We start from the raw sequence: 23,461 nt of genomic DNA, 5'->3' as shown, positions 1-23,461 counted from the left end.
ACTCTGACCTCATCGACAAGCGAGTAGCGACATGGACGTGGATTCCCTGCGGAAAGAGCGTGCAGCCTTGGAGGCGCAGCAAAAGGCGCTGGACGAGCAACTGAAATCCCTGGATGCCGATGCTGAGGCGCGCCGCCAGGAGCTGCGCACCGATCTGGACAAAATCACCGCAGAGCTCAGCAATCTGAACAGCCAGATTGCTGACCTCGCGGTCAGGCCCGTGCTGGGGCAAACAGAGCAGGTGCAAGCAGCCAGGCATGAGTTGCACATCGAAGTGGCCAGCAAACAGTTTGATCCCGTGCTGGCCCACCTGGGCAGCCAACATGAGATCGGCGCGGGCGCGGAGCTTGCCCTGGCCGGGCCGATCATGCTCGGGCAGATCGCCTCACAAGGCAAGCCTTTGTTCGAGGCCATCGCATCCGAGGTGCAGTACATCGCCGAGGGCATTCAGCATCTGCTCACCCCCGAGGCCGTCAGGGAGCAGCGAATTGAAGAAGCCTTGGCCAAGCCTCCGTCCGACGACGTGCAGCGCTTCAATGAGATGCAAGACGAGTTGCAAAAATTGCAGACCATTGAAGCCAATTTCAAAGAGCGGATCGCCGGTGCCGACCCCGAAAAACAAACCCTGATGCGAGCGGCTTTTGAAGAGCAAAAGGCGCAGATGATCGAAGACATGGTCAAACAACAGGAGCAAGAGCGCCAACGGTTGCTGGAAGAACAGACGCGAGACGATTCACGCTGAAAATCCAGGCTCAACCCATCAACGACGCCGAGGGCGTCCCTTGCTGTCCAGATCGTCCCCGCGCAATTCGGCCAGCTCTGCTGCGCGGACGGCGGCCTTTTCGGCCTCGTGCAGCGCCACCTCGTCGGTCGTGGCCAAGCCGCGCAGCATCACCGCCGCTTCACCCACGCCCGTCTTCTTGACCGATGAGAACAGCATGATGTTCATGTCGGAGGATTCGGTCTTCAAGGCGCTCAGCACCTCATTGGCCTGGCGCAGGGCGGCGTCGGCCTCCTTGCGGTTGAGCTTGTCGGCCTTGGTCAGCAGCACCAGCAGCTTGACCTCGCCCATGCGCACGCGCGGGCCCACAAATTCCAGCAGATTGCGGTCCAGTTCGGTGAAACCGTGGCGTGAATCCACCATGTGGACAACGCACGTCAAGTTGCGGCGCACGGCCAGGTATTGGGCCATCACCTCTTGCCAACGCAGCTTGGCGGTGCGGTCCACGGCGGCGTAGCCGTAGCCGGGCAAGTCGGCCCAATGCAGGTTGGGCGCGGCCTTGGGGCCCACCTGGAACAGGTTGATGTGCTGGGTACGCCCCGGGGTTTTAGAGGCAAATGCCAGTTGGCGTTGCTGGGCCAGCGTGTTGATCGCGGTGGACTTGCCCGCGTTGGACCGGCCCACGAAGGCAACTTCGGGTAACTCCGAGGGCGGGAGCTGTTCTAGCTTGGCGGCTGTGGTTAAAAACCGAGCCGTGTGGGTCCAGGCGAGGGCGTCTTTCGGGGAAATCGTAGGTTCGGTCATCAGGCATTGTAAAATCAATGAGTTTCACAGTTCAAACCCACACACCGTCATGAAGCGTCTTTCCAGTCTGATTGCCCTTGCCTCGATGGTCTTGACCCTGTCGGGTGTGGCCCATGGTTCTGAATCCAAAGCCGCCGGCAAGCCTGATCTGGCCGCCGGCGAAGCCAAGGCCGCCATGTGCGCTGCCTGCCACACGGCCGATGGCTCGCGTGGCGCCGCCACCTACCCCATCCTGCAGGGGCAGCACCCCCAGTACCTGGCCAAGCAGCTGACCGAGTTCAAGGAGGGCGTGCGCAAAAACGCCGTCATGACCGGCATGGCCGCAGCGCTCACGCCTGAAGACATCCGCAACATCTCGGCTTTCTACGCGGGCAAAAAGGCCAAGGATGGCTTTGCCAAGAACAAGGACACCGTGGCCTTGGGTGAAAAAATCTACCGTGGCGGCATCGCCAAGAAAACGGTGCCGGCCTGCGCGGCCTGCCACGGCCCCACGGGTTCGGGCATCCCGGCGCAATATCCTCGCCTGGGCGGCCAGCACGCCGATTACGTCAAGGCGCAGTTGACGGCTTTCCGCCAGGGTGATCGCACCAACAATGCGTCGATGACCTCCATCGCGGCCAACCTGAGCGACAAGGAAATCGACGCCCTGGCCGACTACATCGCTGGTCTGCGCTGAATCCCGGCGCAGGTCGGGTCGATGCTGATTCCGGCTCGACCCTGAAAAGGCAACCATCCCGGGCGGGGCCAGCAGGCTGCCGCCTTTTTTGTGCCCGGCGTTCTTCATGAGGTGCTTCACCTTGAAGTTGGTTGAAACATGAGCTCTCTTGCTGATACCCCGACGGCCCTTCCAGCGCGCTCCTTGCGGGGCGATCTGCTGGAACTGCTGTCGTCCATGCGTTTTGCGATTTCGCTGCTCACGGTGATTTGCGTGGCCTCGGCCATTGGCACCGTGGTGCGCCAGGGCGAACCGGCCACCAATTACGTCGAGCAGTTCGGGCCTTTCTGGGCCGAGGTGTACGGGGCCCTGGGCCTCTACCGCATCTACAGCTCGCCCTGGTTCTTGCTGATCCTGGCGTTTCTGGTCACCTCGACCAGCCTGTGCATCGCGCGCAATGCGCCCCGCATCCTGGTCGATTTTCGCAACCACAAGGAAGGCATCCGCGAGCAGGCCTTGAACGCCTTCCACCACCGGGCCGAAGGCTCGCTGGCCCAGCCTTTGGGGGAGGCGCAGGCGCGCGTGCAACAACTGTTGTCCAGCACGGGCTGGTCCATCAAGAGCCAGGTGCGCACGGGCGGCGCGGGCAAGGCGGCGGGGGTGATGATCGCGGCGCGGCTGGGGGCGGCCAACAAGCTGGGCTACATCGCGGCGCACTCCGCCATCGTGCTGGTGTGCGTGGGCGGGCTGTTCGATGGTGACCTGATCGTCAAAGTGCAGGCCTGGGCGCAGAACCTGCAGCCCTTCAAGGGTGGCCAGGTGACCGAGCAAAGTCGCCTCAGCGTGAGCAACCCGGCCTACCGCGCGCAGTTGTTCGTGGCGGAGGGCCAGCGCTCCAACTCTGCGGTGCTCAACCTGGACAAGGGCATGCTGCTGCAGCCCTTGCCCTTCGAGGTCGAGCTGAAGAAGTTCAACGTCGATTACTACGCCACGGGCATGCCCAAGCGTTTCGCCAGCGACATCGTCATACACGATCCGCGCACGAACACCACCAAAACCGCCACGGTCGAGGTCAACCACCCGGTGGTCTACGACGGCGTCACCATCTTCCAATCCAGCTTTGAAGATGGCGGCTCGCAGGTCAGCCTCAAGCCGGTGTTCCTGAATGGCGAGGGCGTGGGCACGCAGCCGGGCCTGATCCATGGGGTGGTCAATGGCGACGCCTTGCCGCTGGCTTCCGATGCCCAAGGCCAGGTCAAGGTCGAGATCACCGGCTTGCGGGTGATCAACGTTGAAAACCTGTCCGACTCGGCAGGTGCCGGTGAGGACAAGACCGATGTGCGCGGTGTGAACCTGGCCGATCTGAGCAAGCACCTGGGCTCGGGCGCCAAGCCGCCGGGCGACAAAAAACTGGTCAACGTGGGCCCCTCGGTGACCTACAAGCTGCGCGATGCGGCGGGCCAGGCGCGTGAGTACCAAAACTACATGGTGCCGGTGAACCTCAACGGCCAAGCCCTGTTCCTGCTGGGGGTGCGTGACACGCCCTCCGACAATTTCCGCTTCCTGCGCGTGCCGGCCGACGAGAACAACAGCATGGAAGGCTGGTTGCGCCTGCGCCAAGCTTTGGGCGACGAGGCCATGCGCCGCGAGGCGGTGCGCCGCTTTTCTCTGAATGGTGCCCCGCCCGATCGCCCCGAACTGGCCGCCCAACTGGCAGTGTCGGCCCAGCGCGCCCTGGATTTGTTCGCCGGGGCCATCGTGGCGCCGCGTGAGGAAGGTGAGCCTGCGCCCACGCAAGCGTCCGGCGGCCTTCAGGCCCTGTCGGACTTCATTGAAAAAGTGGTGCCCGAGGCCCAGCGCGAACCCACGTCGGAAACCCTGGTGCGCATCCTCAACGGCGCCCTGGCCGAACTGATGAACCTGAGCCGTGAAAAAGCGGGCCTGCCCGTTTTGTCGATGGAGTTGGACTCGACCCGCGCTTTCATGACGCAGTCGGTGCTGTCCATGTCGGACGCGTTTTTGTACCCCGTGCCGGTGGTGCTGATGCTCGACGGCTTCGAGCAGCGCCAAGCCAGCGTTTTCCAGGTCACGCGCACCCCGGGGCGCAACGTGGTCTATCTGGGTTGTGTCTTGCTGATTGTCGGGGTTTTCGCCATGCTCTACATTCGCGAGCGGCGCCTTTGGGTCTGGCTGCACAGCGACGATGCTGGTGGTGGCACGCAGGTCAGGATGGCTTTGTCGGCCACCCGACACACCCTGGACACCGATGCCGAATTCGAGCGGCTCAAAACCGCTGTGCTGGCGCCTGACGCGCGCGCCTGATTTGAAAGTAGTGAGCCCATCATGACCACCTCCGTCCACCCCACCTTGCCCGCCCCTGGCGGCTGGCGCCGTTCGCTGTTTGACTGGGCCTTCGCGGCCCTCGTGGTGGCCTTGGGCGGCTGGGCCTTCCACGCCCTTGGCGATTCGATGGACATCTACGAGCGCGCCATCCTGGTGGCGGCCGTGCCCAGCGTGATCGCCCTGGCCTGGTTCTGGGGCCCGATCCGCTTGCTGCTGCTGTTGTCGGGCCTGGCCACCTGGGGTGCGATCACCTTGTACATGCGAGCCACCGACGACCACGGCGCCGACCTGGCGCAGGCCGACACGGTGTTCTGGCTCAAGTACTTTTTGTCCAGCCAAAGCGCCATCTTGTGGATGAGCGTGCTGTTCTTCATGAGCACCCTCTTTTACTGGATCGGCGTGTTCAGCAAAGGCGTCACCGGCGCGCGGCTGGGCTCACGCATCGCGTGGGCGGGCGTTTTCATGGCCCTGGTCGGCACCTTCGTGCGCTGGTTCGAGAGCCACCAGATCGCCCCTGACATTGGCCACATCCCGGTCAGCAACCTGTACGAAGTCTTCGTGCTGTTCTCGTGGATGACCACGCTGTTCTGGCTGTACTACGAAGACCGCTTCGCCAAGGCCGGGCAGTCCTTGATGGCCTTGGGCGCCTTCGTGATGCTGGTGGTCAGCGCGGCCGTGGGCTTTTTGCTTTGGTATGCCCTGGAGCGCGGCGCGAGCGAGATCCAACCCTTGGTGCCCGCCCTGCAAAGCTGGTGGATGAAGCTGCACGTGCCCGCCAATTTCATCGGCTATGGCACCTTCGCGATGTCGGCCATGGTGGCCTTTGCCTACCTGGTCAAGACCCACGCCACCGAGACCCGCTGGTGGAAGCTGGCGCCCTTGTGGCTGATCGGTGTGGCCCTGTGCTTCGAGCCTTTGGTGTTCCGCAGCAAGCCCGGTGCCGAGCAGGCCTTGAGCAGTTACTGGGCCGTGTACTTTGGCATCGCCGCCGTGATCGTGGCCGCCATCCTGGGGGCGCGCCGCAAGCTGGCCGCGCAACTGCCTGACTTCGCGGTGCTCGATGACGTCATGTACAAGGCCATCGCCGTGGGCTTTGCCTTCTTCACCATCGCCACCATCCTGGGCGCCTTCTGGGCCGCCGAGGCCTGGGGCGGCTACTGGAGCTGGGATCCCAAAGAGACCTGGGCCCTGATCGTGTGGCTGAACTACGCGGCCTGGCTGCACATGCGCCTGATGAAGGGCCTGCGCGGCACCTTCGCGGCCTGGTGGGCTTTGGGTGGCTTGCTGGTCACCTCGTTCGCATTCCTGGGCGTGAACATGTTCCTGTCCGGCCTTCACTCCTACGGCCAGCTGTGAGCGCCACCTCTTGGGTCACGCCCGAGCTTCGGGCCCAATTGCGCACCGACGCCTGGTTCGGAAGCCTGTCGTCCGGTCTTGAGAACGACCTCCTGGAACTGGCCACGCCCAAACGCCTGAAGGTGGGCGAGCACCTGTTCTTCCGCGGGGATGTGGCCGATGGCATTTACGCAGTGCTGGAAGGCACCCTGCGCATCTCAGGGGTGACCGAGTCAGGCAAGGAGGCCATCTTGTCGATGGTTGAGCCACCGATGTGGCTGGGCGAGATAGCCCTGTTCGACCACTTGCCGCGCACCCACAATGCCGTGGCCGACGTCGCCACGCGCCTGTTGTACGTGCCCATGGGGCCGCTCAACGAGTTGTTGTCTCGGCGCCCGGTTTATTGGCGCGACTTTGGCGTGCTGATGTCCCTGAAGGTGCGCTTTGCCTTCATCGGCATGGAGGACCTGGCCCTGCTGCCGGCCGACATGCGCCTGACCCGGCGCCTGGTGATGCTGACCTTTGCCTTGGGCAAGGAGGGCCACTGCGTGCTGCCCATCAGCCAGTCGCAACTGGGCATGATGCTGGGCCTGTCGCGCCAGACCACCAACCAGATCCTGCAAAACCTGCAGGACCAGGGCGTGGTGCAGATCGCCTATGGGCGCATCGAGGTGCTGGACCGGGCACGACTGGCGGACGTGGCCGGTTTGTCCTGTGTGGACAAGGCCTTGCTGGGGCAGATCGGGCCTTCGCGCGCGCCCGCTGCGGGCTGATCCGGGCAGACCCTTCCTAGGTCTATCCCTCGTTTGTCGTTCAGGCGACAGCGTCACGCAGCCTGCCCCCCGACCATGCGTTCATCTTCAATGTTGAACGCTGGACCGGGGGTATTTCATGGCCAATCAATTTCACAGGGCGATGCCCAGGCTGGGGCTGTTGGCCCTGGCCGCATGCGCACCACTCAGCCATGCGGCCCCCAATTTTCCGGACCAGGAGCTGGTGTGCAGCTTCAATGCCCCGCGTGAGCAGCAGCGCGCCGCTTCTGCCCAGAACTTCGCGCAGCCGGTGGTCCAGCAGATGCTGGTCAACGGCGCGCTGGTCTGGACGGCCGGTGGCAGTGCGGTGCCTTCGCTCAAGCCGGGTGACACCGTCACGCTGATCGGCAGTGGCTTCGGTGCGGGCACCGACATTGACTTCAGCAAGATCATGATCGGCAACAGCCGCGTGCTGGAGACCGACTTGACCATGTACGAGCAGAAGCTCGACATCCTGGCCAGCTCCAATTACGAGACCGGCAAGGTGCGCAGCAGCTGGCCCAAGGATGTGCAGAGCTGGTCCGACACCCGGGTCGAGTTCCGGGTGCCGTCTCATGCCAGCAAAGGCCCCTTGAAGCTGCAGGTGCAAAAGCGCACGGGCTACAACTTGTCGATCAAGAAGCCCGGCCAGCCTCACAACGTGATCGACGCGCAGTTGACGCGCCTGGAGGCCCCGGCCAATCCCAACTGCGACATCGTCTCGACCCTGACGGACGACACCAAGGCCATCGTGCCCATCGAGGTCAATGTCAGTAACACCAGCTTCGCCGAGATGGCCAAGCTGGGCCGCCAGATCTTCTGGTCCTACGACTATGGCCTGGGCGTGGCCCACAAGTTCAAGAGCCTGGACTGGGACAAGATCTTCGGTGGCAAGGCCATTGACCCTTACACGCGCAAGGTGGCCGACCCGGCCCTGCTGTTCGGCGCCCACAAGACGGTGGCTGGCCAAGTGCCCGATGAGGCCATCGCCGATGTCTACTTCGACCCCTACCCGCAAGAAAGCCCCATCCCCGGCTTCCTGCTCGTGGAGCCACAGCTCACCGCGGGCATGACCAGCAACAGCGGGTGGGTGGGTTACCGCTACGCCCAGTCCTCGCACCCGCTGCTGGGAAAGGGCAAGTGGATCGGCTTCAACTGCGCCTCCTGCCACGGCTACAAGATCAGCTACAGCAAGGGCAGTGGCAACCTCACCAAGGTCTTCCCCGGCCTGCCCAACCCCTTGTGGACGCAGCGCTGGACCGTGCTGGGCGACAAGACCACCGACACGACCGCCACCTTCGCCTACATCGTGGACAACGAGCCCGGTCCCTCGTGGTCCACCGGCACCAAGAAGGTGGACAAGACACCGATGCTGTACCTGATGCCGGGCGGCGCCACCGAATCGACGATGACACGCAAGGCGGGTGAAGGCACGGAGTACGACAACGACTACCTGTTCTCGCCCATGGTCATCCCCAACGTGACCAACCACTTGCCGATCCGCCGCTCGCTGTCGCACACCGAGTCCTACGTGGGCTTCGAGGGCTCCTACATCCACGCCCAGGAGCCCGAGGGTGCCATGGGCTCGATGGACCAGAAGTCGCTCAAGGCCTTGACCGCCTACATGTCGGTGCTGGACAAGGACGACGATGATCTGCGCAACGTCGGCCTGTTCCGCTGGCTCAAGACCAACGGCAAGCTGGGGCAGACAGGCAGCACCGCCACGTCTGAAGGCGCTTTTGTGCAAAACACCTGGCAGAAGTACCCCGGCGTGGCGGCCAACGTGGCGCAGGGCAAGGCCGCGTTCGACCAGGCGTGTGCCTCTTGTCACTCGGACAAGCTGGGCGCCAACACCAACGAGAAGATGATCCCCTTGAAGGAGGTGGGCCGCTTCTTCGCGCCGTCGGACTTCCAATACAAGCAGCAGTCCATCCGCGTGACCTTTTTGCGCAATCTGTATTGGGTGCAGTCGCGCGGCCTGCTCACCGATGGCCACGTGCGCAACTTGGAAGACCTGGTCAGCCCCGATCGTTGCAGCGAAGGCTCTGGCTTGTACAAGCAGTACTACACCTTGCACGCCCCGGCCCGGCCCGCACTGGGCTCCCCAGACCAGCCTGCGGTCTTCCCTGACCTGAACCGCAAGGGCGATGTCTTCCGCATCTACAAGGCCAAGAAGAAGAACATCTTCGACACCACGGCTGATGCGCGCAACACCTTCGTCGAGCGCCACAAGTACTTCGTGACCATGCCCGGCGATGAAGGCCACTACTATTGGGACTACCAGAAGCTGCGCCGCGAGTTTGGCCCCGAGATCGGCGCGCCCGGCCCCATCGGTTTGCCGGCCACGCCGCACCCCTGGTGTGCCAAGTCGGGGGCCGAGGTGGGCAACCTGGTCCAGTACCTGCTGACGCTGTGAGTACCCTGACTTCCTGAGTCTCTCCTGGGATGTCTTGAGACATCTTTGGCCACCGGTGTCACCGCCGGTGGCCTTTTTTCATGCCGGGTGGCGGTGGATCAAGGCAGTACGCGGCAGTCGCTCAGCACGGGCTCTCCGAGGAGCAGCCCCTGGTTCAGGCAGTCCAGGCTCAGGACTTGGCCGACCCCGGCTTGCCGGGCGAGGGCTTGGCTGCCGCCATCCACCACCGCGCGCAGCCCGGCTTGTCCCTCGTCGGCCCCCAGGTTGATCAGCAGGATCTGGCCTTGACCGGGCTCAATGCTGTTGACCACGCCCTGGATCTGCAGGCGCTGGCCTTTGAAGCGGGCGTCTGCTGCCAGACGATCGCTGGCATAGGCCTGGGCGACGTCTCTGGCATTTTGGCGCCCCGGCATGGGCTTGGTGCCGGGGCCTGAAGGGGGCGGGTTCGGGACCGAGTCGCCGCTGGGCGCTGAGGCTGCGCCTGGCGTGGCCACATCCTCGTCGGCATTCAGCCAGGCCAGGCCGCCGTACAGCACCCCGCCCAGGATTGCGACCAGGCCAAGGGCCTTGAGGAGGGGCAATGCAGTGGGGCTGGGCATGGTTCGGGGCCTGGCAAGCTTTCAGTTGTCGGCCATTTTGACGATAATGATTTCATCATGCCCTACGCACTGCTCACTCCCGACGGCCAGATCAGCAGCTTGTACCGCGACCCTCAAGCGGGGGCTCATTTCCTGGCGCCTGACGACGCCCGGGTGCACGCCTTCCTGGGCGGCGACGGCGGGCCGGCTCAGCAGTTCGCCAGCCTGGACGCCGACTTGGTGCGGGTGCTGGAAGACCTGATCGATGCCCTGATCCAGCGCAATGTCCTCATGGTCACTGACCTGCCTGTTGAAGCGCAGCAAAAGCTGTTCAACCGCAAGAACGTGCGAGACCAGATGAAGAACTACTCGCTGCAACTGTTCGGTAGCGAGCCCCTGAGTACCCGGATCGACGAGGTCGTGTCCACCGATTTTGGCGACACCCTGTGAGCCCCCATCCATCCTGAAAAGCGGCTACAAACCGGGTCTGCCCCATCATCTGCATGGGCCTGACCTCAAGGATTGCCTGATGACGCCGAATTTCCGCCCCACGTTGGTGACCCTGGCCTGGGGCACGGCGCTGCTCACCCTGGCTCAAAGCGCTGCTGCGCAAGCCTTGCCCGATGTGGTGGTCACGGCCACGCGCACGGCTCAGCCGTCGTTTGACATCGGCGCCTCTGTGGACGTCGTCACCGGCCAAACGCTGCGCAGCGCCGGCCCGCTGGTCAACCTGTCAGAGGCCTTGACGCGCGTGCCAGGTTTGTCGGTGCTGAACCGCCAGAACTACGCGCAGGATTTGCAGATCTCTAGCCGAGGCTTTGGGGCGCGCTCCACCTTTGGCGTGCGCGGTGTGCGCCTGTATGCCGATGGCATCCCGCTGACCATGCCCGATGGACAAGGCCAGGCCTCGTCCATCGACCTGGGCTCGGCCCAACGCATCGAAGTGCTGCGAGGCCCCATGTCGGCCCTGTACGGCAATGCGGCGGGCGGCGTGATCCAGGTGTTCACCGAAGACGGCCCGCCCACGCCTGAGGTGACGGTGGGCTACGCCGTCAGCCGCGATGGCTTCCACCGCGAGTCGGTCAAGCTGGGCGGCGAGACCGGCCCGGTCAACTATGTGATCAACGCCAGCCACTTTGAAACCGATGGCTTTCGCGACCACAGCGCGGCGCAGCGCGACCAGATCAACGCGAAGCTGAAATGGTCGCTGCAGGACCGCTCGACGGTGACGGTGGTGGGCAGCTATCTGAACATGCCGCAGGTGCAGGATCCGCTGGGGTTGACCAAAACCGAGATGGAGGCTAACCGAAAGCAGGCCACGGGCAGTGCCTACGACTACAACACCCGCAAGGACATCGCCAACCGCCAATTGGGGGTGGTCTATGACAAGCCGCTGAGCTTTGGCGAGTTGCGTTTGCTGGGTTACACCGGCACGAGGCAGGTCGTGCAGTTCCAGTCCATCCCTTTGGGCGCACAAGGGACGGCCACGCACCCAGGTGGAGTCATCGACCTGGACCGCGATTTCTCGGGCCTGGATGCCCGGCTGACCTGGCGCACCAGCTTGGCCGGGCAGCCCCTGTCGATCACGGGCGGCCTGAATGTTGATCGGATGGACGAGCGCCGCGCCGGGTATCAGAACTTCACGGCCTCGGGCAGCGTGCTGGGAGTGCAGGGCGCCTTGCGCCGCGACGAAGACAACCGGGCGCAGAACAGCGACCAGTACCTGCAGACGCAGTGGGACTTGTCCGAGCAATGGGTGGCCACCGCCGGGGTGCGTCAGAGCAAGGTGACTTTCCGCTCGCAGGACCACTACGTGGTGGTCGGCAACCCCGATGACAGTGGCCGCATGGGGTTCTCAGCGACCAGCCCGGTGCTGGGTTTGATGTGGAAGCCGAGCAGCACTGCGCACCTGTACGTGACCGCTGGGCAAAGCTTTGAAACACCCACGCTCAACGAGGTTGCCTACAAGACCACGGACGGATCCGCCACGGGTTGGAACACTGGGCTGAAAGCCAGCCAGGGGCGACACCTGGAGGTCGGGCTCAAGCAAGCCTTGTCGATCCAAAGTGGGCTGAATGTGGCGGTGTTCCAGACTGACACCGATGACGAGATCGGCGTGAGTCGAAACGAGCGCGGGCGTTCGAGCTTCCAGAACGTGGGCCGCACACGCCGACTGGGCGCCGAGGCTTCGCTGCAGTGGCGTGTGGCCCCGACCTGGTCGGTGTACACCTCGGCCGCGTGGATGCAGGCCCGCTACCGCGATTCATTCCAGAGCACCGCCGTCGCCGGGGCCACGACCACCACCGTGGTCCCGGTGGGCAATGACCTGCCTGGGGTGCCCAGCCAGACCACCTACGCCGAGTTGCTCTGGCGCCCCACCAACGCCTGGCAGTTGGCCGTGGAAGCCCGCCACACGGGCCGCATCTGGGCCAATGACATCAATACTGAAGCGGCGGCCAGCTACACCGTGTGGGCCATGCGCGCCGGTTGGACGCAAGCCTTAGGCGACTGGCGCTTGAACACCTTGCTGCGCATTGACAACGTGACCGACCAGCATGCCGTGGGATCGGTGATAGTGAACGAAGGCAACAAGCGCTACTACGAGCCATCGCCTGGCCGCAGCGCTTTGTTGAGCGTGCAGGTGAGCAAGGCGTTCTGAACGAGCGCGATCAGCCCAGCACGCGGTGCGTGAGTGCGGGCAACTGTTGGCGCACCATGGCCTGGTGCTCACGGTCCAGCGTACCCAGCACCATGCCTGCACCCTCGGCCTGCACGGCCAGCACCTCGCCCCAGGGCCCGATCAGCATTGAGTGCCCAAAGGTGCGGCGGCCGTTCTCGTGCTCGCCGCCTTGCGCGGGGGCCAGCACATGGCACAGGTTCTCGACCGCGCGGGCGCGCAGCAGCAACTCCCAATGGGCCAGCCCCGTGGTGTGCGTGAAGGCCGCGGGCAGCACCAGCAGGTCGCAGGGCTGGTCTTGGCCCAGGGCGCGGAACAGCTCGGGAAAACGCAGGTCGTAGCAGACCGACAGGCCGATGCGCCAAGTGCCACCGGTTCGGTCGGTCACGTTGAAAGCGACGGGCTCTGAGCCTGGCAACAAGGTGGCCGACTCGTCATAGCAGCGCTGGCCATCGTCAAAGCAAAACAAGTGGATCTTGTCGTAACGGGCCACGCGCTCGCCTTGCGGGTTGAACACCAGCACGCTGTTGAACGCATGTTGCGCATCGTGGCTTTGCAAGGGCAGGGTGCCGCCGATCACCCACACCCCATTCGCCTTGGCGGCCGCCGCCAGCGTGGCCTGCATGGGGCTGAGCACGCGATCGGGCGCCAGCGCATCGGCCAGGGGCTCGGCGATGGCCAGCTTGTCGGCATCGTGCAGGCCCATCAGGCAGAAGTACTCGGGCAGGGCCACCAACTCGGCCCCAGCCTGCGCGGCTTGCGCGATCAGGGTTTGCGCCTGGGCCAGGTTCTCGTCCACGCGCGGGGTGGACACCATTTGAAGGGCAGCAACTTTCATGATCACGATGGTAGTGGCGGGGCGGGGCCATTGTCACGGTTATCCTTGTGCCCATCATGCTCGATGCCGCCCATGCCCCGATTGGACTGACCACCCTGGTGGACCAGGTGAATGACGCTGCCCAACGCGGGGCGGTGCTGCGCGTGCGTGGCCATGGCAGCAAGGACTTCCTGGGCGATGCCTCTCGGGGTGAGGTGCTGGACACGCGCGCCTGGCAAGGCATCGAGCAATACGAACCCAGCGAACTGGTGATCAAGGCGCGGGCTGGCACGTCCTTGGCCGAGATCGAAGCAGTGCTGATGGAGCGTGGCCAGTACTTGGCCTTTGAGCCACCGCGCTGGGCTTTCCAGCCCGATGCGCAGGGCGTGGGCCCCACCATCGGCGGCGTCGTGGCCAGCGGCTTCAGCGGCCCAGGCCGCGTTAGCCGGGGCGCGGTGCGCGACCACGTCTTGGGCGCTGGCGTGCTCAACGGCCGTGGCGAGGTGCTGCGCTTTGGCGGCTCGGTGATGAAGAACGTGGCCGGCTTTGACCTGTCGCGATTGATGGCGGGCTCCATGGGCACCCTGGGCGTGATCCTGGACGTGACCTTGAAGGTGATGCCCCAACCGGTGGCCACCGCCACGATCCGCATCGACATGGCGGAGACAGAAGCACTCGTCCAGGTCAACCAGTGGGCGGCTCAGCCTTTGCCACTGGATGCCTCGGCCTGGTGGGATGACTTGCTGGTGCTGCGCCTGCGCGGGGCCCGGGCTGCGGTCGAATCCGCCGTGCAACGCCTGTGCCTTGAACGCCAGGGCGAGCTGATCGCCCAGCCCTCGGCCGATCCCTTCTGGCAAGGCCTGCGTGACCACAGCGATGAGTTTTTCCAGCGGGCCCGCGAGGCGGTGAGCCAATCCGGGCAGAACGGCGTGACCTTGTGGCGCGTGTCGGTGCCCCCCACCGCCGCGCCGCTCGGCTTGCCCGGCGAACAGCTCACCGAGTGGTTTGGTGCCCAACGCTGGGTGTGCACGTCGGCACCGGCCACGGTGGTGTTCGAGGCCGCTGCGCGCGCTGGTGGCCATGCACAGCCCTTTGTCTTCCACCAAGTTCAGCCTCTGGTGCACGAGGCTGCCTTGTCGCCCGTGCTGCGCCAATTGCACCAGCGCGTGCAGCTGTCTTTCGATCCCCATGGGGTGTTCAACACCGGTCGCCTTCATGCAAACGCAACTGTCTCCTGAGTTCGAATCCACTGCCGAAGGCCAGCAGGCCCAGGCGGTGCTGCGCCAATGCGTGCACTGCGGTTTTTGCAACGCCACCTGCCCCACCTACAAGCTGACCGGCAATGAGCTGGACGGCCCGCGTGGCCGCATCTACCTGATGAAGCAGGTGTTCGAAGGGCAGGCGCCCACGCGCACCACGCAAACGCACCTGGACCGCTGCATTGGCTGCAACCATTGCGAGAGCACCTGCCCCTCGGGCGTGCCGTACCACGAGCTGCTGGCCGTGGGCCAGGCCGTGGTGGACGAGCGCGTGCAGCGCCCGCGCCAGGAGCGCCTGATGCGCTGGGCCTTGCGCACGGTGATGCCTTCGCGTTGGTTTGCGCCTGCATTGCGCTTGGGTCAGGCCGTGCGGCCCTTGTTGCCGGCCAAGCTGCGCGCCCAGGTGCCCCTGCGCGCGCCTTTGCCACCGCCCGCATGGCCCGATCCCAAGAAGAGCCTGCACACGCGGCAGGTGCTGATGCTCAAGGGTTGCGTGCAACCGGCGTTGCGGCCCCACATTGACGCCTCGACCGCCCGGGTGCTGGATGCCGTGGGCGTGCGCGCCGTGGTGGCCCCCGCTTCGGGCTGCTGTGGCGCCATCCAGGGGCACCTGGGCGATGTCAATGGCGCCAAGGACCGGGCGCGCGCCAACATCGACGCCTGGTGGCCCTTGATTGAAGGCCAGACGCCCATCGAGGCCATTGTGGTCAACGCGTCGGGCTGCGGGGCCTGGACGCGCGACTACGGCAAGCTGCTGGCCGACGACCCGGTGTACGCCGACCGAGCCCGCCGCGTCGGCGACCTGGTGCGCGATCCCGGCCAATTGCTGCCAGAGTGGGTGCCCATGTTGTCGCGGCGCATGGCGCGCAGGCCCATCGGCTCGCTGGGCTCGGTCACCTTCCACCCGCCGTGCAGCCTCAGTCACAGTTTGAAGCTGAGCAGCGCGGCCAAGCCCGGCCCGATCGAAACCGGCTTGCGCCAGTTGGGTTTTGACGTGCGCCTGGCCACGCGAGACAGCCACCAGTGCTGCGGTGCGGGCGGCGCCTACAGCGTGTTGCAGCCCGAGATGTCGCGGCAGTTGCGCGACCAGAAGGTGCAGGCCCTGGAGGCTGCGGGCGCCCACGTGATTGCCAGCGCCAACATCGGGTGCATCTCGCACCTGCAGGGCGGCACCGCCACGCCAGTCAAGCACTGGGTGGAGTTGCTGGACGAAGCCTTGACCGGCTGAGGCCAGGCCGGGCGGGCTTCACATGGCCCCGCCCGCATTTCAAACCTTGAAATAGACCGCCGCCGGGGGCTTTGTTCGCCCCAGCGCGGCGCGCTCACCTGCGCGACGATCTGGCATGACTGGAATGCCCTCCTTAGGGCAAACAGCGTGTTGATGGGCGTGAACAAAGTCCGGTATTGGCGACCTGGGTGCCCCAGCGGTCGCTTCTGGAGGACACGCACATTCAGTAACGAGTGCCGCTGCCGATAAGGTCGGTAGCCATGAGTGGTCCTGATTTAAGCCGAGGTGCCGTGATGAAAAATGAACTGTCTGTTTCTCGCCGTTTGGCGCGGGGCTTCACCCTGATCGAATTGATGATCGTGGTGGCCATCATCGGCATTTTGTCGGCGGTGGCGTATCCGGCATACACGGACTACATCCGGCGTGGGGATTTGGCGGAAGGCTTCTCGATGTTGTCGTCGATGCAAGTCCGGATGGAGCAGTCCTACCAAGACAACCGGTCTTACGTGGGGACGAACACGCCATGCGTGGCATCGTCGAGCAAGTATTTTTCGTACACGTGCGCCGGCACGGCCTCGACTTACACATTCACGGCGACTGGCGCGGCAGGTACACCGACCAGTGGCGACGCCTACACCATCAATGAGGCTGGACTGAAGGTCACGACGAAGTTCAAAGGCAGCACCGTTACCTTGAACGACTGCTGGGCCAAAAAGTCCACCACGGACTGCTGATCATGAAAACGCAACGCGGCATCTCCATGATCGAGGTGGTGGTCACGATCGCCATCATGGGCATCCTGATGGCGGCCGCCATGCCCAGTGTGGGCGACTGGATCCGCAACTCCCGCGTGCGCAACACGGCTGAATCCATTCAGAATGGCTTGCAACAGGCGCGCATGGAAGCGGTGCGCCTGAACCGGCCGGTGACTTTCTCCCTGGTCTCTAACCTGACCAGCGGGTGCACGCTGTCATCCAGCAGCGGCTCGTGGGTGGTCAGCCAGGAGGCGCCCACCAGCCATTGCCATGACACCCCGTCCACGACCACATCGCCCATGGTGGTGGCCAAAGGCGCCGTGGCCGATGGCGGCGGGGCCACCGTGTCCGCCACGAATGCCGCCGACGCTGCGGCCACGTCCATCACCTTCAACGGCTTTGGGCAAATTGCGAACGCCTCCACTGCGACGGCCATTCGCCGCATCGCGGTGACCAGCGCGGACGGAACTTACCCCCTGCAGGTCGAAGTGTCCCTGGGGGGCATTGGCCGCATGTGCGATACGCGCGTGCTCGCCAACAGCGGCGACACCCGCGCCTGCAACAACAGTGTCACCAATTAAGAAGGCCATGCGCAGACCTCGGCAAACCGGTTTCATGCTGATCGAGGTGTTGATCAGCGTGCTGATCTTTTCCGTGGGCGTGGTGGCCTTGGTGGCCCTGCAGGCGGCCATGACCCGCGCGCAGACCGAGGCCAAGGCCAGGACGGAGGCCAGTTACCTGGCGACCGAACTGGTCGGGCTCATGTGGGCCGATGTGAACAACCTGGGCAGCTACACCACCGGCAGCTGCGCCAGCAACACGCAATGCGCCATGTGGTTGGCCAAAGTGCAGCAAACCTTGCCCACCAACAACACCGCACCGCTCGTCACTGTGGAAACGGTCGATGCAGCCAAGTTAGGCGACGTCTCCATCACCATCACGTGGCGGCCTCCCAATGGGGATGCCCACCAATACGTGATGTCCACGAGCATCAAGCCATGAAGCGCGCGCGCGGTTTCACCCTGATCGAGCTGATGGTGGCCGTGGCCCTGGGCTTGCTGACCACCCTGGTGATCGCCCAGGTGTTCCTGCAATCCGAAGGCAACAAGCGCACCACCACCAGTGGCAGCGATGCCCAGGTGACGGGGGCCTTGGCCCTGTATGCATTGCAGCGAGACATCCAGATGGCCGGGTATGGCTTGTCGGCCATGCCCGCCGCTGTGGGTTGCCCCACCACCGCGCAGAACAACGGCACCACCGTGCTCAGCAGTGCGCCGCTGGTGCCGGTCCACATCGCCTTTGGCGCCAGCGGCGCATCGGACACCCTGACCGTGTTGTACAGCCAGGGCAGCGACTACTCGGTGCCGCTCAAGGTGTCGGTGGACCACGCCCGAACGGACGTGTCGTTCACCGTGCCTTCGACCTGGGGCGTGTCGACGGGCGACATGCTGGTGGCCGTCTCCGCCAGCTGGCCAGCTGGCGGCAACGACTGCACCTTGTTCCAGGCCACCAGTTCGGCCTCCGACAGCACCACGCAGATCCAGATTGCCAACACCAGCAACTGGAACAAGGCACTGTCCTTCATCATGCCCACCACGGGCTACCCGGCGGGCAGCGCCTTGCTCAACCTGGGCAGCGCGCCGGTGCGGCGGGTTTACTCCGTCAACCCATTAACCTGGACCTTGCGGGGCCAGGAGTTGGGGGCGGGCGACGCGCGAGACATGTTCCCGCAGATCGTGCTGCTCAAGGCGCTGTACGGCAAAGCCGCGGTGGCCGAAGGTCCTGTGGTGCGGTACGACACCGTGGCCCCGCTCGACAGCGCGGAATGGCGTCTGGTGAAAGGGATCCGTCTGCTGATTGTGGCGCGCAGCGCGCAAAGAGAGAAAGAAGACGTCACGAGCTCGCTGGTCTGGGATGTAGGCCCCCTGGCCGCGGTCACCGGCAGCGAGACGTGCAAGGGATCCAGCAAATGCGTGACGCTGGATGTCAGCCCTTCAGACTCGGCAAACTGGAAGAAGTACCGCTACAAGGTCTTCGAGACGGTGGTGCCCATGCGCAACGTGGTGTGGAACCAATGATGAATACCCCACGCGCGCCCAAGGGCCGTCAGAGAGGCGCTTCCCTGATTTTCGCCATGATCACCCTGGTCTCCATGATGTTGGCGGCTATTGCGCTGGTGCGGTCGGTGGATTCAGGCTCGCGGATCCTGGGCAACATCGGCTTCCAGCAGGACGCCACCGCCTCGGCAGAGCGTGCCACGCGCGCGGCCACGACCTTGCTGACCGAAGCCGGGCGTGATCTGACCGCGAACTCGGCGGAACGCGTAGGTTACTACGCCAATGCGCCAATCAACCTGGACGTCACCGGGCAGTTGGGATCACCGGCCACCCGCACCTTGGTGGACTGGGGCGGCAACGACTGCGGGGGCTCGTATGCCGCCTGCCTGAAGCCCAATGATGTTGGCGCCATCAGCAATGGCAACACCGCCCAATACATCATCTTCCGCTTGTGCCAAAGCGCCGGTGCGCTCAGCACCAGCAACTGTGCTCAGCCATTGACCTCGTCAGGCGGTGAACCCTCCAGCAATGGAGCCTGCTCGGCCGGCGGTGGCAAATGCGCGGCCGAAGGCTCGGCCATCGGCCAGTATTTTCGAATCGTGGTGCGAGTCACTGGCTCGCGCGATACCACCAGCTTCACGGAAACGATCGTGCAGTACTAAGGTCTGAAAGGACAGGTCGAACCATCATGAACAAGCCCACTTCATCGCGAGCCCAAACCTGGCTGCTGGCCGCCTGGTTGACGGTGTCCGGCCTGTTGCTGGGCGCGCCCACCCAGGTCATGGCCGCCACCACCAGCATCGCCAATGAACCGCTGGCCACCATGTCAACTACCAGCACCAAGCCCAACATCCTGTTTGTGCTGGACAACTCCGGCAGCATGGGTTGGGACTACATGCCCGACGACGTCAACACCGCCGCCTCCAGCTACACCACCACGTATGGCTACAAGTCCGCCCAGTGCAATGGCGTGGCGTATGACCCGACGTTCACCTACTCACCCCCTTTGAAGGCAGATGGCTCAAGCTTTCCCAATGCCAGTTTTTCCGCTGCCAATCCCAACGGTTTTGGCCCCACGCTGAGCGGCGGCACCGCTTACTACAGCGGCAGCAATGTCACCACGGGGACGGGCAGCAAATCGTTTGAGTTCACGAGTGGCTTTCTGGCGGGCCTGTTCAATGGCTTCAACTTCTTGGGCGGTTTGCCGCCTTGGTCTGTGGGTGACGTGATCACGGCGGTGGATGCCAACGATGAGAACCATTGGGTCATCGGCACCGTCACCAACGTCGCCAATGCCGGCATTTGCCTGTTCTCTTGCACCCGGACCATCACCATCAATGTGACCAGCTACAACGGTACCGACTCGGCCGCTGATTGGAAGGTGAACGAACTGCAGGTTGACAACCTGGCGAACAGCACTTACTACAGGTACACGGGTGCCCAGACCAAGATGGGCTGGACCTACACCACCTCGGGCGTGAGCAATACCACCTTCAAGAACGAGTGCATCAGCCATCCAGGCAACCCCGCGGGTGAAGCGGGCGATGGCAAGTTCACCGGGGTGGTGGTGACCGCGGGATCGAGTGAAGCGCAGAACTACGCCAACTGGTACCAGTACTACCGCACTCGCATGCTGATGACGCGCACCGCCGCAGGCCGCGCCTTCCAGCCCTTGACCAATCGCTACCGCGTGGGTTTTTCGACCATCAACAACACGGGCATCACTGAAAGCAACACGCTGTCCACCATCTCGGCGGGCAATGCTTTTTTGAACGTTCGGGACTACGACAGCGCTCAGCGCAGCCTGTTCATGGAGCGGCTTTACAACGCCACGCCCAATGGCGGCACCCCGCTGCGCACCGCCTTGTCCAAGGCCGGCCGCTACTTTGCCAAGAAGGTCTCAGGGCAAACCTATGATCCGATGCAGTACGCCTGTCAGCGCAGCTACGCCTTCCTGTCCACCGATGGCTACTGGAACGACGGCAGCAACCCCAAACAACTGAACGGCACCACCGACATCGGACAGCAAGACGGCGCGGATGTGCGACCCTTCAGCGATGGCGCCACGTCCACGTCGCAAACGGTGTCCACGGTCAGCGAGCAACGGCAAACCAACACCGCCGTGACGGTGGCTCAGAAGTACACCTATGAGGGTTACACGTACAGCGTGGGCAGTTGCTTCTCCCCGGCCAGTGGTTGCTCGTGCTTCTCTCCGGTCAAGAAAACCACCACCGCCTTGGCGGTTACGCCGTCGGTCAGTGGCACGCGTGTGCAGTTGCAGGACTTTGTCACCACCACCACGGTGACCACCACCACCACGGCGGGCGTGCAAAGCTCCAGCACGGCGGTGACGGGGCCTGCCGGGTCCAGCACCACCACCACCGACCCATCGCCATCGGCGCCTGCCTTGGCCTCATGGCCGACCACCTCGGGCTACGCCAGCGCCACGTCCTCGTCCTGCATCAGCACTGGCGCATCCCGGCCGGCCTCCAATGGCGGCCCCTATGCCTCAGGCCCGGCCACGGCCACGGCCACGAGCTCACCCACCACGGTGGTGCTGGGCACCACGACCGGCGGCCCCACCACCACGGTGACTGGCGGCTCGGGCGGCAGCTCCAACACCCTGGCCGACGTGGCCCAGTACTACTACATGACCGACCTGCGCACCAGCGCCCTGGCCAACTGCACCGGGGCCCTGGGCACCGATGTGTGTGACAACAGCTTGCTCACCGTGTCTGGCCGCGACACGGCCACCTGGCAGCACATGACCACGTTCACGCTGGGGCTGGGCGTCAACGGGGCCTTGACGTACGACCGCTACTACCTGGATCACGCGACGGATCCCACCTCGAGTTACTACAAATTGCTCGCGGGGAGTTTGCTGTGGCCTGCGCCGGTTTCCGGTTCGGTCACCACCGTGGATGATTTGTGGCACGCGGCGGTCAATGGCCGGGGTCAGTACTTTGGCGCCAACAACGCCACCGACCTGACCGTGGCTTTGAGTGGCGCCTTGGCGGGCATGGGAAAGACGCCTGGCGCCGGTGCTGCGTTGGCGATCAGCTCCGCCAAGCCGTCGGGCAATGACAACTTGGCCTTCGCGACCTCGTACACCACGGTGGACTGGACCGGCGACATGGTCGCCTACACAGTGGCTTCCAATGGCACCATTTCGACCACGCCACTGGCCGGATCGGCCCAGGCGGGGGTTGACAACCTCGCGCTGCGCGGCGCCAATGCCACGGATCGGCGCAACATCTACTACCGAAAACCTGGCACGACGACCTTGGTGGCCTTCAATTCCACCAACCTCACCACCGATGGCCTGAACACGAACTTCACCAACTTCTGCAGCAAGTCGGTGTCGGATTCAGTCACGATCTATCCGCAGCAGTGCACGGCCTTGTCGGCAGGGCAACTCACCCTGGCCAACAACGGTACCAACCTGGTCAACTGGTTGCGCGGCGTGAACACCTATGAAGAGAGCAATGCCGCCAACCCCTTGTTCCGCGGACGGGTCAGCGCCTTGGGCGACATCATCAACAGCGAACCGGTGTATTTGGCGGCACCACCCTTTGGCTACATCGATGCTGGCTATGCCGCTTTCAAAACCGCCAAAGCATTGCGCCGCGCCGTGGTGTACGTGGGGGGCAACGATGGCATGTTGCATGCCTTTTCTGGCGAGCGGGCGGACATGGGGGTCGAGCTGTGGGCGTTCGTGCCCACGGCCGTGATGCCCAAGTTGGGGCGCCTGGCGAATGCCGACTATGGCAACTACCACCAGTATTCCGTGGATGGCTCGCCGATCGTGGGCGACATCGTGGTCGGCAGCACCTGGAAGTCCATCCTGGTGGGCGGTTTCAATGCCGGAGGCAAGGGCTACTACGCCCTGGACATCACCAATCCGGCCAGTCCTTCGGTGCTTTGGGAGTTCACGCAAGGCGCGGCCAGCGTCACCGCCACCGACGCCAAGGATCCGGACCTGGGCCTGACCTACGGGGATCCCATCATCACCAAACGTGCCGATGGCACCTGGGTGGTGGTGTTCGCCTCGGGCTACAACAACACCGGCAACGGCTACCTGTACGTGCTCAACGCCAACACCGGTGTGCAACTGGCCAAGATCCCGACCTACACCTCTGGCACCACGCCGGCTGGCACGGTGGGCACGCCCAGCGGGCTGGCGCGAATCAATGCCTGGATTGATTCGCCATCGAACAACACCGCCTCGCGCTTCTATGGTGGGGATTTGCTGGGCAACTTGTGGCGCTTCGACATTGACAATGTGGTGGCGCCCAACGGCAAGGCGCAGCGCCTAGCGTCCTTCCTGGTCGGCTCCAGCGCTGCGGCGCCACAGCCCATCACAACTCGTCCCGAACTGTCGTATGTGAAGTACGGCACCGTGAAGTACCCCATGGTGTTCGTGGCCACGGGCCGTTACCTCGGCACCCCCGACCTGAGCGACGCCACCCAGCAAGCTATCTACGCGATCAAGGATCCCTTGACCGCCTCGGACTGGGGCGATGTGCGGGCCAACGGGGCCGTGGTCCAGCAAACGGTGATCACCACGGGTTCGGTCAGAACCGCCTCGACCAACGCGGTCAACCTGTCGGCGGCCGGGGTGGCGGGCTGGCGTGTTGACCTGCCCACCAGCAAAGAACGGGTGGCCATCAACATGAAAGCGGACTACGGCATTCTGGTGGCCTATTCCGTCATACCAGGCACGAGCAGTTGCACGGCTTCGGGCGAAACTGGCTGGCGGTACATCTTCGATCAGAAAACGGGATCGGCCGTCAGTGGCCTGGGGGGCATCGGCTCTTACCTGGGGTCGACGTCCGGGGTCGGGGGCTTGATCGCCATCGTCGATGGCAGGATCAAGATCGGGGGGCGCAACCGCGATGGCAGCATCACCTGGGACGACATCAAAGACGAAGACAAGGTTCCCGGTGGTGGTGGATTCAAGCGCGCAGCCTGGCGCGAGTTGATCAACAACTGAACGGCCCGAGTCGGCGATGCGTCATCGGTTGA

The 23,461-nt window shown here is 64.2% G+C and carries 19 protein-coding genes; 16 read left to right on the top strand and 3 right to left on the bottom strand.

Features of this window, described 5'->3' with window-relative positions; genetic code table 11:
- Positions 1 to 31 precede the first annotated feature (31 nt).
- Positions 32 to 742: a hypothetical protein gene (locus tag PSV38_RS12480; protein WP_300547864.1), complete on the top strand. Its 711-nt coding sequence runs from the start codon at positions 32 to 34 to the stop codon at positions 740 to 742.
- 18 nt (positions 743 to 760) lie between these two features.
- Here the strand turns inward: PSV38_RS12480 and yihA are convergent, their stop codons facing one another.
- Positions 761 to 1,525, bottom strand: coding sequence for a ribosome biogenesis GTP-binding protein YihA/YsxC (gene yihA, locus PSV38_RS12475; RefSeq protein ID WP_300547862.1), 765 nt, complete (start codon positions 1,523 to 1,525; stop codon positions 761 to 763).
- A 49-nt stretch (positions 1,526 to 1,574) separates the two neighbouring features.
- On the opposite strand from yihA, the gene PSV38_RS12470 reads away from it, so the two are divergent.
- The 5 genes from PSV38_RS12470 to PSV38_RS12450 all read left to right on the top strand — a co-directional run bounded on the left by PSV38_RS12470 (position 1,575) and on the right by PSV38_RS12450 (position 9,065).
- On the top strand, positions 1,575 to 2,201 hold the full coding sequence (locus PSV38_RS12470; RefSeq protein ID WP_300547860.1) for a c-type cytochrome: 627 nt from the start codon (positions 1,575 to 1,577) through the stop codon (positions 2,199 to 2,201).
- Between the two features lie 138 nt (positions 2,202 to 2,339).
- Positions 2,340 to 4,502, top strand: a complete 2,163-nt coding sequence (locus PSV38_RS12465) for a cytochrome c biogenesis protein ResB (protein ID WP_300547859.1) — start codon at positions 2,340 to 2,342, stop codon at positions 4,500 to 4,502.
- Positions 4,503 to 4,523: 21 nt separating this feature from the next.
- On the top strand, positions 4,524 to 5,879 hold the full coding sequence (ccsB, locus tag PSV38_RS12460; protein WP_300547857.1) for a c-type cytochrome biogenesis protein CcsB: 1,356 nt from the start codon (positions 4,524 to 4,526) through the stop codon (positions 5,877 to 5,879).
- A complete protein-coding gene (locus PSV38_RS12455; protein ID WP_300547855.1) occupies positions 5,876 to 6,631 on the top strand; it encodes a Crp/Fnr family transcriptional regulator in 756 nt (251 codons plus the stop codon). The genes ccsB and PSV38_RS12455 overlap by 4 nt, the downstream gene beginning before the upstream one ends.
- Positions 6,632 to 6,749: 118 nt before the next feature.
- Positions 6,750 to 9,065, top strand: a complete 2,316-nt coding sequence (locus tag PSV38_RS12450; protein WP_300547854.1) for an IPT/TIG domain-containing protein — start codon at positions 6,750 to 6,752, stop codon at positions 9,063 to 9,065.
- 98 nt (positions 9,066 to 9,163) lie between these two features.
- Here PSV38_RS12450 and PSV38_RS12445 read toward each other — a convergent pair whose 3' ends face one another.
- Positions 9,164 to 9,664 carry a hypothetical protein gene (locus PSV38_RS12445; protein WP_300547852.1) on the bottom strand — a complete coding sequence of 167 codons (501 nt, stop codon included), beginning with the start codon at positions 9,662 to 9,664 and terminating at the stop codon, positions 9,164 to 9,166.
- 57 nt (positions 9,665 to 9,721) lie between these two features.
- Between PSV38_RS12445 and PSV38_RS12440 the strand changes: the two genes are divergently transcribed.
- Both PSV38_RS12440 and PSV38_RS12435 read left to right on the top strand, forming a co-directional pair.
- A complete protein-coding gene (locus PSV38_RS12440; protein ID WP_300547851.1) occupies positions 9,722 to 10,093 on the top strand; it encodes a hypothetical protein in 372 nt (123 codons plus the stop codon).
- A gap of 79 nt (positions 10,094 to 10,172) precedes the next feature.
- Positions 10,173 to 12,302 (top strand): TonB-dependent receptor, encoded by a 2,130-nt coding sequence (locus PSV38_RS12435; RefSeq protein WP_300547850.1) that lies wholly within the window; start codon positions 10,173 to 10,175, stop codon positions 12,300 to 12,302.
- 10 nt (positions 12,303 to 12,312) lie between these two features.
- Here PSV38_RS12435 and PSV38_RS12430 read toward each other — a convergent pair whose 3' ends face one another.
- Positions 12,313 to 13,158, bottom strand: a complete 846-nt coding sequence (locus tag PSV38_RS12430; RefSeq protein ID WP_300547848.1) for a carbon-nitrogen hydrolase family protein — start codon at positions 13,156 to 13,158, stop codon at positions 12,313 to 12,315.
- Between the two features lie 56 nt (positions 13,159 to 13,214).
- Between PSV38_RS12430 and glcE the strand changes: the two genes are divergently transcribed.
- The 8 genes from glcE (at position 13,215) to PSV38_RS12390 (ending at position 23,429) form a co-directional block, all read left to right on the top strand.
- Positions 13,215 to 14,375, top strand: coding sequence for a glycolate oxidase subunit GlcE (glcE, locus tag PSV38_RS12425; RefSeq protein ID WP_300547846.1), 1,161 nt, complete (start codon positions 13,215 to 13,217; stop codon positions 14,373 to 14,375).
- Positions 14,353 to 15,624, top strand: coding sequence for a glycolate oxidase subunit GlcF (gene glcF, locus PSV38_RS12420; RefSeq protein WP_300547845.1), 1,272 nt, complete (start codon positions 14,353 to 14,355; stop codon positions 15,622 to 15,624). The genes glcE and glcF overlap by 23 nt, the downstream gene beginning before the upstream one ends.
- 293 nt (positions 15,625 to 15,917) lie before the next feature.
- Positions 15,918 to 16,358 carry a type IV pilin protein gene (locus tag PSV38_RS12415; RefSeq protein WP_300547843.1) on the top strand — a complete coding sequence of 147 codons (441 nt, stop codon included), beginning with the start codon at positions 15,918 to 15,920 and terminating at the stop codon, positions 16,356 to 16,358.
- Positions 16,359 to 16,360: 2 nt separating this feature from the next.
- Positions 16,361 to 16,960: a GspH/FimT family pseudopilin gene (locus PSV38_RS12410; protein ID WP_300547841.1), complete on the top strand. Its 600-nt coding sequence runs from the start codon at positions 16,361 to 16,363 to the stop codon at positions 16,958 to 16,960.
- 7 nt (positions 16,961 to 16,967) lie between these two features.
- A complete protein-coding gene (locus tag PSV38_RS12405; protein WP_300547839.1) occupies positions 16,968 to 17,381 on the top strand; it encodes a pilus assembly protein PilV in 414 nt (137 codons plus the stop codon).
- Positions 17,378 to 18,457, top strand: coding sequence for a PilW family protein (locus PSV38_RS12400; protein WP_300547838.1), 1,080 nt, complete (start codon positions 17,378 to 17,380; stop codon positions 18,455 to 18,457). The genes PSV38_RS12405 and PSV38_RS12400 overlap by 4 nt, the downstream gene beginning before the upstream one ends.
- Positions 18,457 to 19,098, top strand: a complete 642-nt coding sequence (locus tag PSV38_RS12395) for a hypothetical protein (RefSeq protein ID WP_300547837.1) — start codon at positions 18,457 to 18,459, stop codon at positions 19,096 to 19,098. Before PSV38_RS12400 ends, PSV38_RS12395 begins: the two co-directional genes overlap by 1 nt.
- Before the next feature lie 26 nt (positions 19,099 to 19,124).
- On the top strand, positions 19,125 to 23,429 hold the full coding sequence (locus PSV38_RS12390) for a PilC/PilY family type IV pilus protein (RefSeq protein WP_300547835.1): 4,305 nt from the start codon (positions 19,125 to 19,127) through the stop codon (positions 23,427 to 23,429).
- The last annotated feature ends 32 nt before the right edge of the window (positions 23,430 to 23,461 follow it).

Source organism: Aquabacterium sp., from assembly GCF_029946005.1.
Taxonomy (GTDB): domain Bacteria; phylum Pseudomonadota; class Gammaproteobacteria; order Burkholderiales; family Burkholderiaceae_C; genus Aquabacterium.
This window is presented reverse-complemented; position numbering and strand designations above follow the sequence as displayed.